General features: G+C 59.1%; 8 protein-coding genes. 4 read left to right on the forward strand and 4 right to left on the reverse strand.

The genetic code is table 11. The features are described from left to right. Nucleotides 1-204: 204 nt before the first annotated feature. From ACIP1X_RS25255 to ACIP1X_RS25265, 3 genes are all read right to left on the reverse strand, one after another. Nucleotides 205-1,605, reverse strand: a complete 1,401-nt coding sequence (locus ACIP1X_RS25255; protein ID WP_400755631.1) for an APC family permease — start codon at nt 1,603-1,605, stop codon at nt 205-207. Continuing rightward, on the reverse strand, nt 1,595-3,961 hold the full coding sequence (locus ACIP1X_RS25260) for a TonB-dependent receptor plug domain-containing protein (protein ID WP_400755632.1): 2,367 nt from the start codon (nt 3,959-3,961) through the stop codon (nt 1,595-1,597). Before ACIP1X_RS25260 ends, ACIP1X_RS25255 begins: the two co-directional genes overlap by 11 nt. A 431-nt stretch (nt 3,962-4,392) precedes the next feature. Continuing rightward, nucleotides 4,393-4,833, reverse strand: coding sequence for a carboxymuconolactone decarboxylase family protein (locus tag ACIP1X_RS25265; RefSeq protein ID WP_400755633.1), 441 nt, complete (start codon nt 4,831-4,833; stop codon nt 4,393-4,395). 297 nt (nt 4,834-5,130) lie between these two features. Between ACIP1X_RS25265 and ACIP1X_RS25270 the strand changes: the two genes are divergently transcribed. The 4 genes from ACIP1X_RS25270 to ACIP1X_RS25285 all read left to right on the forward strand — a co-directional run bounded on the left by ACIP1X_RS25270 (nt 5,131) and on the right by ACIP1X_RS25285 (nt 8,542). Continuing rightward, the gene (locus ACIP1X_RS25270; protein WP_053121119.1) at nt 5,131-6,564 is read left to right on the forward strand and encodes a PLP-dependent aminotransferase family protein; all 1,434 of its coding nucleotides are present in this window, start codon (nt 5,131-5,133) and stop codon (nt 6,562-6,564) included. A 123-nt stretch (nt 6,565-6,687) separates the two neighbouring features. Further along, nucleotides 6,688-6,981, forward strand: a complete 294-nt coding sequence (locus ACIP1X_RS25275) for a putative quinol monooxygenase (RefSeq protein ID WP_053121122.1) — start codon at nt 6,688-6,690, stop codon at nt 6,979-6,981. Nucleotides 6,982-7,191: 210 nt separating this feature from the next. After that, nucleotides 7,192-7,599, forward strand: coding sequence for a cupin domain-containing protein (locus tag ACIP1X_RS25280; protein WP_400755634.1), 408 nt, complete (start codon nt 7,192-7,194; stop codon nt 7,597-7,599). Between the two features lie 229 nt (nt 7,600-7,828). After that, complete coding sequence (locus ACIP1X_RS25285; RefSeq protein ID WP_400755635.1) at nt 7,829-8,542, forward strand: ATPase; 714 nt, start codon at nt 7,829-7,831, stop codon at nt 8,540-8,542. Nucleotides 8,543-8,758: 216 nt separating this feature from the next. Here ACIP1X_RS25285 and ACIP1X_RS25290 read toward each other — a convergent pair. Continuing rightward, on the reverse strand, nt 8,759-13,483 hold a 4,725-nt coding region (locus tag ACIP1X_RS25290), incomplete at its 5' end, for an NAD-glutamate dehydrogenase (RefSeq protein ID WP_400755636.1).

Below are 13,483 nucleotides of genomic sequence, written 5' to 3' on the forward strand. Positions count from 1 at the left end.
ACCATGATTGATACCTGTAAACCATGTCCCCGGTCTCAAACGTAAAGGATGTACCCGGTCTTTACCCACCCTAGCCCTCTCCCGGAGGGAGAGGGAACTGATTGGGGGATATTTGAGGGGTTCGCCGACTTGGACGTGCGTCGCCGAATCCATAATCGACTGGGTTTTTCAGTGCGTTGCCGAATCCATAATCAACTCGGTTTTTCAGGTCGATGTATCACTCAAGACAACTCGGTCGGCCCCCTCTCCCTTTGGGAGAGGGCTGGGGTGAGGGTTTGGCGTCAAACGACTCAACCCAGCCAAAACCACCGCGCCAACCAAAAGAACACCAATCCCCAAAAACGCCCCATACCCCACCACCGTCACGCTGGAATACAGCATGTACAGGCACAACCCAAAAAACAGCAACGGCAACAACGGATACAACGGCACCCGCACCGGCCTCGGCACGTGCGGAAACCGCCGCCGTAATATGATCAACGCGACACTGCTCAAACTCAAAAATAACCAATACACCGGGGTCAAATACTCGACCATGGTGTTAAACCCGCTCTGGGTAAAACTGCCGAACAACACCAGCAACAACGCCACCGCGCCCTCCGCCAGCAACGCTTTGCGCGGTACGCCATGGCGATCATCCCAATCACCAAAACTGCGCAACTGCGGTACATCGCGAGCAGCGGCGTAGGTAGTCCGCGCGCCAACCAGCAACGTCGAATTGATCGTGGCGATCGCTGCAATCCCCACCATGAGCAGAATCAGCATGACCCCGGGCGCGCCAAAAGCACGGTTGAGCAGTTCAACTGCCGGCGCATTGCTCGCCGCCAATCCGGCAAATCCCAGCCCCTGAACAAACGCCCAATTCAGCGCCAGATAGATAATCATCAACACCGTCAGCGCACCGATCATGGCGATGAAAATTCCCCGCCGACCATCGCGCACTTCCGCCGATAACGTCGCCGCATCACTCCAGCCGCCGAACGCCAGAAACACAAAAATCATCGCCGCCGAAAACCCGGCCATGCCGGTATTTTCCGGCAATACCGCCGAGCTTGGCGCCGGCGGTTCAACCCCTTGCCACGCCAGAAAAACACCGGCACTGGCGATGCTCAAAAAGCCTAACGCGAGCAAGCCAACCAGCAATGTCTGCGTGATGAAACCGATGTGCTTGCCAGTCAGATTCAGCAGCACCAACGCCGCGATCACCGCCCCGGCAAACAGCCCCGATCCATACTGTCCCAACGGCACCACCGCATTCACGTAATCGGCAAACATAAACGCCGACAACGCAATCCACCCGGTGTGCATCACCGAAAACCGCGACCAGGCGAACAGAAACCCCATGCGCTCGCCATACGCTGTGCGCAGAAAATGGTAGTCGCCGCCGGGATGCGGAAACGCTGTGGCCATTTCCGCAAAGCACAGCGCGCCGATCATCGACGCCACACCGCCGAGCACCCACACCAGGTAAAAGTGCTCCGGCCCGACATTGAGCGCCACGGTCGGCGCGGTTTTCAGGATGTCGGTGGTGATCACCATGCCCAGCGTGATCAGCAGCGCCTGGAACACCGGCAGATGCCGCCCCGGCCCGGCGTTAGAAAACATAGGTGGCGCGAGCGTAGTAGTAAGCGCCGTTGGTGCCGATCGGTGAGAGCACGTCGTACGGCAGGTTGCCGCCGTAGTTGATCGCCGAGCCGGAGCGTTCCGGGTAGTTGTCGGTGAGGTTGTTGCCACCGACGGCGATGTTGAATTTCGGGGTGAATTTGTAGGCCACCTCGGCATCCAGCTGCCACACCGCACCGTAGGTCTGCTCCGGTTGCGAATCACCGAAATCAAACACACGAGTGGTCTCGCCCTGACGGGTCAAACGCCCGAGCAAGCCCCAATGTTCGCTGGCCCAGTTGGCGGAAAAGATGAAGCGATCCTTCGGCGCCGCATCGGTCAAGGTGTTGGTTTCTTCGACGCCGACCAGCGCGTCATTGCCAATGCCCAGCGCGGTCAATTGCGACGGCGTGCCTTTGGTGCTGGTGACTTTGGTGTGGTTGTAGGTGTACGCGGTGGTCAGGCCGAGTTGCCCTTCGTAGAACGGCTGATGATAGTTGAGCACCAATTCGGCGCCGTGGGTGCTGGTGTCGGCGGCGTTGGTGAAGAAGTTGACGTCATGTATGCCGGCCACGCCGAAGTTGTCATTAATGTAATTTTCCAGCGCATCGCTGCCGATGCGTTGTGACAGGGTGATGCGGTCTCTGACGTCGATGCGGAACACGTCCAGCGACGCATCGAAGCGTTCGTTCAACTGGAAGGTCAGGCCGAGGCTGAAGTTTTTCGAGGTTTCCGGATCAAGTTTTTCTGCGCCCAATGCGCGGGCAATCGGATCGTTGACCGAGAGCACGCGAATATCGGTCAGCGTGCCGCCGTCGCCGAAGTTGCTGGTGGTGTTCTGGAAACCGCTCTGCGCCAGAGACGGCGCGCGGAAGTTGTTCGACACTGCGCCGCGCACCGCCCACTGCTCGGTGAGTTTGTAGCGGCCACTGAGTTTGCCGGTGAGTTTGCTGCCGGCGTCGTCGTAATGCTCCCAGCGCGTGGCGGCGTCGACGAAGAAGCGGTCGGTGAGATCGCCGGACAACTCGGCGTAAGTGCCGAACACATTGCGATCCAGATCCGACTCTTCGCTCGGGCGCAGTCCATTGGCGCCATCGGCTCCGGAGCCAACGTAAGAAGCGGCGTCACCGGCGTAAGTCAGGTAGTTTTCGTAGCGGTATTCGCCGCCGACGGCCAACACAAATGAGCGTTCGCCGAGGCGCAGTTCGCGGGTGAAATCGAGGTTGGTCGTGGTCTGGCGCAACTCGTAGTCGCCAGTATCGAACTCGGTAGGCGAGTCTTCACCGAGGCTGACGTTGAGGGTGCGTCGGGTCGATCCATCGAAGCGATTGCGGCCATGGGTGACGCTGCTGTCGAAGTCCCAGTCGTCGCCGATCATGCCTTTGAAACCGGCGGTGGCGGAGACGTCCTTGTTGTCGCCAAGCGATTGCGGCAGGAAGCCGTTGGGGTAGAACTGCGGCTGCTCGTACGGGTAGCGATAGAATTCAGCGCCGGTGGTGTGGCGCTGGTTGTAGGTGCCGAAGCTGTAAGCCTTGCCGCCGGCCAGCGGCAGTTCGCTGTTGAACCACAGGTTGACATCGCGAGCGATGCCGTCGCCCATCACGTAGTTGCGCTGGTTGGGGATGTCGTCGAAGCCATCGAAACCGGCGCGGTTGGTCGGGTTGCGATCCTTGTACTCGGTGCCGCCGCGAATGAAGCCGCCCTCCTCGCCGAGGCGCGTGCCGATCTTGGCGGTGGTCACGCTGTTCTGGCCGTCGGTGGTGGTTTTGCCGATCGCGTCCTGATGGGTGTGATAGGCGCCGTAGCTCGTCGTCACTTCGCCGCCCTCGGGGGCGTCGTCGAGGATGATGTTGATGACCCCGGCAATCGCATCGGAGCCGTATTGCGCACCGGCGCCATCGCGCAGCACTTCGATGCGTTTGATCGCGCTGATCGGGATCGAGTTGAAATCCACCGGCGCCGTGCCGCGACCGATTTTCGAGGAGTCGTTGACCACCGCCGAAGTGTGCCGGCGTTTACCGTTGACCAGCACCAACACCTGATCCGGGCTCATGCCGCGCAGTTGAGCGGCGCGTACATGGTCGGCACCGCCGGAGTTGGACTGGCGCGGCAGGCTGAACGATGGCAACAGCGTCTGCAACGCTGCGCCCAATTCGCCATCCGCCGCGCCGGCGGCTTTCAGGTCATCAGCGGTGAGCACGTCGACCGGCACTGGCGAATCCAGCACGGTGCGCGATGTGCCGCGTGTGCCGGTCACCAACACGGTGTCGAGTTTGGCCTCACCGTCAGCTTGCGCGGGAAGTTGCCAGATGGATGTGAGCACAGCAGCAGCGAGTAATGAACGCGAACGGTAATACATGCAACAGCTCCTTGAATCGCAGCTAATACCCGGCCCTGCCAACCAAAAGTCGTCGGCCATCAGTGCACGGCAATGTCTGCTGTAGTTTTATAAAACAGGAAGGCAGCGAAGGCTGTTAGATCGGAAAGTGCAAATAGAACGCAGGATCCCCAAAAGTAAGCTTTTCCCCTTGGAGGCCGATGCTAGACGAGCGGAGAGCTGTGGCAAAAGAACCAATAACGCTTAGGTTATATCGGCTTGGCGGAGTGTGCTTAGAGCAACATAAGTGTTGCCCAGGCAACACTAAATTCAACTAACAACAACTAACCTACCGAAACCTTGTAGGAGCAGAGCTTGCTCGCGAAGAGGCCATTCCTGCCAACATATTCTTTGAATGAGCCACCGCTTTCGCGAGCAAGCTTTGCTCCTACAGATTTAAAGGTGGCGGGCTACTAATCGCTCGGGATTTGCCGAAAACTAACCGCCAGGCGATTCCAGCTGTTGATCGTGGTCACGGCCATGGTCAGGTCGACCAGTTCCGCTTCGTTAAACTGCTCGCGCGCCTGTTGATACACCTCATCCGGCACATGGCTTTCCGCCAACAAGGTCACCGCCTCCGCCCAGGCCAGTGCCGCGCGTTCACGAGGATTGAAAAACCCGCTGTCACGCCACACTGCAATCGCATACAACCGCCGATCACTCTCCCCCGCTCGCCGGGCTTCGACCGAATGCATATCCGTGCAAAACGCACAGCCATTAAGTTGCGAGGCGCGGATCTTGATCAGTTGCAGCAACGGCTGTTCGATGCTCAAGTTGCTGGTCAGCGCCTCCATGGCAATCATCGCTTTCATCGCTTTGGGTGAAGCGCTGTAGTAATCCAGACGCGGGGACATGGCTTGATCTCGGCAGGCGCAATAAAGACTTCAAAGTAAGCGCCAAGAGGCTAGGGTTACAGCCCCAATTCCACGGAAAAGTGCCACACCAATAGCGCGCTAAACACAAATCCCCTGTAGGAGCTGCCGAAGGCTGCGATCTCTTGATCTTAAAAAGCAACATCAAGAGATCGCAGCCTTCGGCAGCTCCTACAGGGGTTTATGCCAATTTCGGGTATTTGTGCTGCGCAACTTCTGCCAATCGCCCAACAGCGCTAATCTGGCGGGCACTTCACATTGCCTCGGAGACACGTCGGTATGGAACTTCATGTCGTGATCAACGGCCGCAAGGATCTCGCCGGTCAGTTGTACCAACAGCTGCGCGGCGCCATCGAATCCGGGCGTCTGGCCGCTGGCACGCAACTGCCGCCCAGCCGCTTGCTCGCCGAGCAACTGGGGATCTCGCGCAAGACCATCTCCGACACTTACGCGCAACTGACCTACGAAAACTTCCTCACCGGCGTCATCGGCAAAGGCACCTACGTCAACGCGCGCCCGGCGCAGGTTCAGCGCAAGCAAAGTCACAGCGAATTGGCCAGTGCCGAGGTGATCGAGAGCTGGCGCAATCTGCCGGTGTTCCTGCGGCACCCGACACTGGAAGGTTCGCTGCGTTACGACTTCATTGGCGGCGCCACCAGCAAGGGCCAGTTTCCCCAGGATGACTGGCGTCGGTGCGTCGCTCATGCGATGCGGCAGATGGCGCAGTCGAAAGGCTTTTACAGCGTTGCCGAAGGTTTGCCGTCGCTGCGCAACGCGATTGCCCGACACATCGCATTTTCTCGTGGGGTGAACTGTCAGGACGAAGACATCGTGGTCTGCAACGGCGCGCAACAGGCGCTGGATCTGATCGCTCGCGTGCTGCTGCGTCCCGGCAGTCTGGTGGCGATGGAAGACCCGGGTTATCCGCCAGCTCGCCTGCTGTTCGGCACGCACGGCGCCACCGTGGTCGGTATTCCAGTGGATGCCGAGGGCATTCAGGTCGAACACATTCCCGAAGGCACGCGGCTGATTTACGTGACGCCATCGCACCAGTTTCCGTTGGGCATGCCGATGAGTCAGGCGCGCCGCGAAGCCTTGCTGGTGCGTGCGCATGAGCTCGGCGCAATCATCATTGAGGACGACTACGACAGCGAGTTTCGCTACGAAGGCCGGCCCACTGATTCGCTGTACAACCTCGACCAGCGCGGACTCGTCGCGTATGTCGGCACCTTCTCGAAAACCTTGCTGCCCGAGTTACGCCTGGGCTACGGAATCCTGCCGCCGGCGATCCTCGAAGCGGTGATTCGCGCCAAGCAGCTCACCGATTTGCACGCGTCCACCCTGCCGCAATGGGCGCTGGCCAAGTTCATCGCCGAGGGCTGTTTGCTCAAGCATATTCGCCGCTGCCACACGATTTATGCGCAGCGCCGCGAACGGATTCTGGCGCGCATGGCCAGCGATCTGTCGCCTTGGCTTGATGCGGTGCCGGCCAGTGCCGGATTCCACATGGCGGTGTTTTGCAAAGTGCCGATCGACCTGCCGCTGGTGATCGAGCTGGCGAAAAAGGTCGAAGTCGGTCTGTACGCGATCAATGGCTTTTATTATCAGCAGACACCGCGTGATGGTTTGTACTTTGGCTTCGGCGCGATTGAGACGCTGGACATTGATATCGCCCTCGATCGCCTGCGCGACATTCTCCAGCAAGTCGCCTGAGCGATTGGCCTAACGGATTAACCGCCGATTGGTTATTGGTGATCGGCGGGGGCAGGCCTATTCTGCACAGGCGTTATCCCTCAATGAGCAGGATTCGTCCGGCCTGATTCAGGAGTGTGAGCAATGTCCAACGAAGTGATCAACACGGTGCAGGTGCAGGCTGCTGCCGGCCGCTCTGACGAGCTGGGCAAGCAACTGCAGAGGATCGTCGAAACCCTGCGCGAAACGCCGGGCTGCGATTCCTACCTGGTCGACCGCTGCCCCGAGGACAGCCACCGCTGGACGGTCAGTGCGCGCTGGCAGTCGGAAGCGGCGATGCAGGCGCATTTCAACCGGCCTGAAGCGCAGGGGTTTATAGACCTGATCGATAGCCGGTTGGCCAATAGTGTGGACTTCAACAGTTTTCCCATCGTCTGATCTGACGCCTTCGCGAGCAAGCCCGCTCCCATATTTGAAATGCGCTCCACTGTGGGAGCGGGCTTGCTCGCGAAAGCGGTTTCCGGCCCACCGATAATTTTCCGTAAACCCCGCCAATTGGTCACCCAATCTTCCCGAATATTGGCCGTTTGCTTGCCCCGCCCCTCGGACTACTGTGATTACCAACCACCCCCCAACCGGTAATCCACCATGAAAACCCTGCACCTTGTTGCTGCCGCCCTCGCCCTCGCCCTGGCCCTCTCCACCTCGGCCTTCGCCCACGACCCCTCGGAAAAAGTCACCGTACTGCAAGACCAGATGCTGAAAAACGCCCCCGGCAAAAAAGCCATGATGATCGAAGTCGACTACAAACCCGGCCAATCCTCCATTGCCCACAAACACGACGGCACCGCGATGGCCTACGTGCTCGAAGGCGAAGTGATCTCTCAGGTGAAGGGCGAACAGGCGATCACCTACAAGAAAGGTCAGTTCTGGTACGAACCGGCCGGTTCCGAGCATTTGGTCTCGAAAAACGCCAGCCAAACCAAGCCAGCCAAGTTGCTGGTGTTCATGGTGCTGTCCCCGGATGAGCAAGTGCTGATTCCGCTGAAAAACTGATGGTTGTTTAGCCAGCCATAAATAAAAGGGCGCAAATTGCCGATTTGCGCCTTTTTATATCTCGATGCAATTAACCGGATCGGTTTACAGCAAATAAAACTATTCAATACAAAACCAGATAGCAAATTGTCAGCTTATTTGCCGTGCGACGGGGGTAGTCTGAATTAACTGCCGTCATTGACGGCAACTTTAAACTTTCCGACTGATGTTGTTTCACGGGAGAAACACCATGAAACTTGCGTTCACCAGTATGTTGGCGATATCGGTTTTAGCCCTCTCTGCCTGTTCAGTGCCGACGGCGCCAAAAGCAGTCTCGTCTCTCGATACCCTGCTGCCGCATCCAACCGGTCGCAGTAGCGCCACTCAGGTGAAAAGCGGTCCCGGCGTATCGCTCGGCGTGGTCTACAGCCCAAGCACCCAGAGCAACCGCGAATACCTGCGCGACTACCAAGCCAACGCCGGCACCGGTTTCGGCCAGAGCCTGCTGGTACAGCCGATCCACGACGCCTACGTCGCCAGCTCGAAACCGGACATGGCAGTGGAATGGGTCAACGCCTCCCTGCAACGCCAGTTCGGTTCAGTGACGGTGTATCCGGACATGCAAAGCTTGCGTGCAGCCAAACCGGATGTGACGGCCATCGTCGACACCCACAGCCAGTTAATCACCTCACGCAGCTCCGACATCAAGGCTGACGTGAGTGCCGATTTTTATGATGCGGGATTGAACTACATCGGCACGGCGAGAGGTTCAGAAGCGAAAGAACTGACACCGGTGTGGGCGGACTTCAAACGCTCGGAAGAGATTGTTGCCGATATTAACCAGCAGCAGGATGTGCAAGTTCGGGCGCTGCAAAAGTTTGACCAATCGCTCAACAATTTAGTCGCACGGCCTGCGGATAAAGTGTCGATGCTTGATACTAAACCGGCTCAGAAGTTGTATTGAATGTAAGGGCCTCTTCGCGAGCAAGCCCGCTCCCACAGGTTTTGTGGAACTCCGGTCCCTGTAGGAGCTGCCGAAGGCTGCGATCTTTTGATCTTGATCTTTTAAAGGCAAAAGATCGCAGCCTTCGGCAGCTCCTACACCCCTCGGTGTAAATACATGAGACACAAAAAAGCCCCGGCATTTCACGATACCGGGGCTTTTTCATTCAGCGCTTAGTTATGCCGTTTCAAGCTCGGCATTCGCCGGCGCCGCAGGCACTACTGCTTGCCCGCTCAACGCCAGGTCCAGCAGTTCACGGTTGGCCACTGCATACATGGCGTAGTCCGTGCCGCTCGCAGCGCGGATTTCCACCAGCATGGCGCGCCAGCGCGAGATCATGCTTTCGTGTTGCTCCATCCACAGCGCCAGACGTGCTTCCACGTCCAGGGTGCCGTCGCCCTGTTGCAGGACGGAGATGGTGATCGCGCGTTGCTGCCAGTCGACATCGTCACGGAACGCTTCACGGGCCAGGGCTTGCCAGTTGTTTTCAACCGGCAGCGCGCTGATCTGTTGCAGGTACCAGGTGATGTCCAGCGCACTGCCCACGGCGAAGTAGGCTTTCGCCACTTCGGCAGGGTTCTGGCCAGTCACGTCGGAGGCTTCGATGATCGGCAGCAAGGTGTACAGGTGCGAGGTGCCCGCAACCATACGCGCCAGCAATTCCGGCACACCGGCTTCGACGTAAGCCTGATAACGCGCCTGCCAGTTTTCACGGATTTCGCCGCTCAGCAGTTCGTCGAGTTTCAGGCCCAGCTCTTTCAGGTGCGGACCGAAATGCGCGACGTCACGGGCAGCGTTCTGCTCGTTGCGACGGGCACGCAGGAACCAGCGTGTAGCACGGCGGCCCAGACGCATCAGCTCGTCCATCAGCTCCAGTTGAACGTCAGCGGCAACCTGATAGTCCAGCGCTTCGATCTGACGGAACCAGTGCGGGAGGTGGAAGATGTCGCGCACGATCACGTAAGCGCCAGCGACGTTCGCCGGGCTCATGCCGGTCGACTCTTTGAGTCGTTGAACGAAGGTGATGCCCATGTGGTTGACCAGGTCGTTGGCGATCTGGGTGCTGACGATCTCGCGCTTCAGGCGGTGACGACGCATGGCTTCGGAGAACTTGCTGACCAGGGTCGGCGGGAACGCCGTTTCCATGTCGCGGGTCAGGTAATCGTCGTCCGGCACCAAGGAGCCCAACAGCTGCTCCTTGAGATCGATTTTGCTGTACGAGATCAGCACCGACAGCTCAGGACGGGTCAGACCGTGGCCTTCAGCAATGCGCTCGGCCAGTTGCTCTTCGGTCGGCAGGAACTCGATGGCACGGTCCAGCTTGCCACGGCCTTCCAGATCGCCCATCAGACGCTTGTACTCAGCGATGCGCGCATAAGCACGACGCGCGGCCAGCGACAGCGCCTGAGTCTGCTTGTAGTTGTTGCCCAGCACCAGATTGCCGACTTCGTCGGTCATGCTCGCCAGCAACTGGTTGCGTTGCTTGTCGGTCATGTCACCGGCCTGAACCACTTCGTTCAGCAGGATCTTGATGTTCACTTCGTGGTCGGAGCAGTCCACACCACCGGCGTTGTCGATGAAGTCGGTGTTGGAACCGCCGCCATTCAGACCGAATTCCACACGACCCAGTTGGGTCATGCCGAGGTTACCGCCCTCGCCCACGACTTTGCAGCGCAGCTCGTTGCCGTTTACGCGCAGAGCATCGTTGGCCTTGTCGCCGACATCGGCGTGGCTTTCAGTGCTGGCCTTGACGTAAGTGCCGATACCGCCGTTCCACAGCAGATCCACCGGCGCCTTGAGCAAGGCATTCAGCAGTTCAGTCGGGGTCAGCTTGTCAGCCTTGATGTCGAAGCGTTCCTGCATCTGCGGGGAAATTGCGATGCTCTTCGCGCTGCGCGAGAAGATACCGCCGCCTTCGGACATGATGCTGGTGTCGTAGTCGGTCCACGCCGAACGCGGCAGGTCGAACATGCGCTGACGCTCGACGAAGCTGGTCGCCGGGTTCGGGTTTGGATCGATGAAAATGTGCAGGTGGTTGAAGGCAGCGACCAGTTGCAGCTTGTCGGACATCAACAGGCCGTTACCGAACACGTCACCGGCCATGTCGCCGACGCCGACAACAGTGATGCTGTCTTCTTGAACATTGATGCCGCGCTCGCGGAAGTGACGTTGTACGCCGACCCACGCGCCTTTGGCGGTAATGCCCATTTTCTTGTGGTCGTAACCGGCCGAACCACCGGACGCAAACGCGTCACCCAGCCAGAAGCCGTAGTCGATGGCGATGCCGTTGGCGATGTCGGAGAAGGTCGCAGTGCCCTTGTCCGCTGCCACTACCAGGTACGGGTCGTCATCGTCGTGGCGAACCACGTTCAATGGCGGCACCAGCGCGCCGTCTTTCAGGTTGTCGGTGATGTCCAACAGGCCGGAAATGAAGATGCGGTAGCAGGCGATGCCCTCGGCCGCGATCTCGTCACGGCTGCCGCCCAGTGGCAGGCGACGCGGCAGGAAGCCGCCCTTCGCGCCCACTGGCACGATGACCGAGTTCTTCACTTGTTGAGCTTTTACCAGGCCAAGAACTTCGGTGCGGAAGTCTTCTTCACGGTCGGACCAGCGCAGACCGCCACGAGCGACGTTACCGAAGCGCAGGTGCACGCCTTCAACGCGTGGCGAGTAGACGAAGATTTCGAACTTCGGCACTGGCTTCGGCAGTTCAGGGATCGCGTGCGGGTTGAACTTGAAGCTGAAGTACGACTTGTTCTGGCCGTTGGCATCAGTCTGATAGAAGTTGGTACGCAGGGTCGCTTTGATCAGGTCGAGGTAACGACGCAGGATGCGGTCTTCGTTGAGCACCTGAACGTCGTCCAGTGCCGTCAGAATCGCTTGTTCCAGACGCTGTTGCTTGTCTTCCAGGTCGTCGTCGCTGAGCTTGCGCGCCAGATAGAAGCGGGTCTTGAACAACCGGGTCAGCTCGCGAGCGATGTCGGTGTGGTTGTTCAGGGTGCTGGCGATGTAACCCAGATCGAAGCCCAGACGAATCTGCTTCAGGTAACGGGCGTAAGCGCGCAGCAGTGCGACGTCGCGCCAAGGCAGGCCGGCAGTCAGCACCAGACGGTTGAACGCATCGTTCTCGGCTTCGCCACGGACGATGTGGACAAAGGCGTCCTGCAGGGTGTCGTTGAGTTGCTGGATGTCGAGATCCAGACCTTCAGCGGCGGTGAACGCGAAGTCGTGAATCCAGAATTCGCGGCCATTGGTGTGACGCAGACGGTACGGGAATTCACCCAGCACGCGCAGGCCGAGGTTTTCCAGAATCGGCAGCACGTCGGACAGCGCCAGCGGCGTGTCGGCGTGATACAGCTTGCAATGCAGTTCGCGTTGGCCGGAGACCTGGCCCAGCGGCTGATAGAAGCTCATCACCAGCGGATTTTTTTCGTTGAGGCTCAGCAGGTGCTGCATGTCGACCACGGCCGAATGCGCAGCGAAACGCTCGCGGTAACCGGCCGGGAAGCCTTTCGGAAAGTCCGCCAGCACGTTGGTGCCGTGGGCTTCGCCGAAGCTTTCGACGGTCAGTGCGGCGTAGTCGTCCTGCCAGCTGCGGCAGGCTTGCACGACTTCTTTTTCCAGCAGCAGCGGATCGATGTCGAGACGGTTTTTCGGGTCGACACGCAGGATCAGTTGAACGCGAGCCAGCACGGACTCGGAGAAGAACGTCCAGAATTCGCAGTCGGAAGCCTTCAGGCGCTCCATCAGCACTTGCTGGATCTTCTGGCGAACTTCGGTGGAATAAATGTCGCGCGGCACGTAGGCCAGGCAGTAGCAGAAACGACCGTACGGGTCTTTGCGCAGGAACACGCGGATCTTGTTGCGTTCCTGGATCTGCACGATCGACATCACGGTGCTGAACAGCTCGTCGACCGGGGTCTGGAACAGGTCATCACGCGGCAGCACTTCGAGTACCTGCGCCAGTTCCTTGCCCAAGTGAGCCTTGGACTGGAAGCCGGAGCGGTGTTCGATTTCCGCGACCTTGCGACGAATGAACGGGATGACCCGCACGCTCTCGCCATACACCGACGAGGTGTACAGGCCCATGAAACGGTGTTCTTTGATGACTTTGCCGTCGGCGTCGATTTCACGGATCGACACGTAATCCGGGTAGGCCGGACGGTGCACACGGCTCGGGTGCGCAGCCTTGGCGAACGACAGCAGGGTCGGTTCGCGCAGGTAGTTCACCGCGTAGTCTTCGATGCGCAGGTCGTCGTAGGTCAGGCCGGTGCGCAGCAGTTTGGTCAGGCCGAGGAAGGAGTTCTGGTCGTACTCGATGTGGCCGCCATCGGCTTGATCGGTGACCACGAACTCTTCGTAGCCAAGGAAGGTGAAGTGGTTGCCCACCAGCCATTCCAGGAAGCTTTTGATTTCGTTCTTTTCTTCGGCATCGACGGCGAACGCGCTGTTGTCGAGTTTGGTGAGGATTTCCTGCACCTTGGCTTTCATCGGCTCAAAATCGGCGACCGCAACGCGGACTTCACCGAGAACCTGTTCCAGCTCTTTGCTCAGCACATTCAGTTCGGCCGCGTTGGCGCAGCGGTCGATTTCCAGGTACATCAACGACTCTTGCAGAATGCCGTCGCCCTGGGTGCCTTTCGGCAGGATTTCCAGCAACTCGCCCTTGCTGCCACGACGCACGCTGAGCACGGTGGTTTGCAGGGTGTGGATGCTGTAGCCGCGACGGTTCAGTTCGGTACGAACAGAGTCGACGAGGAATGGCAGGTCGTGGTGCAGGACTTCGACCGCGGTGTGGGTCGACTGCCAGCCATGACGCTCGTAATCGGGGTTGTAAACGCGCACTTGCGGTTGCGCGTGATCGAAGCGCTCAAGCAGGCGCCACGCAGAGAGAGTACAGCC

This window comes from Pseudomonas sp. NPDC088885 (genome assembly GCF_044750025.1).
Lineage (GTDB): Bacteria > Pseudomonadota > Gammaproteobacteria > Pseudomonadales > Pseudomonadaceae > Aquipseudomonas > Aquipseudomonas rustica.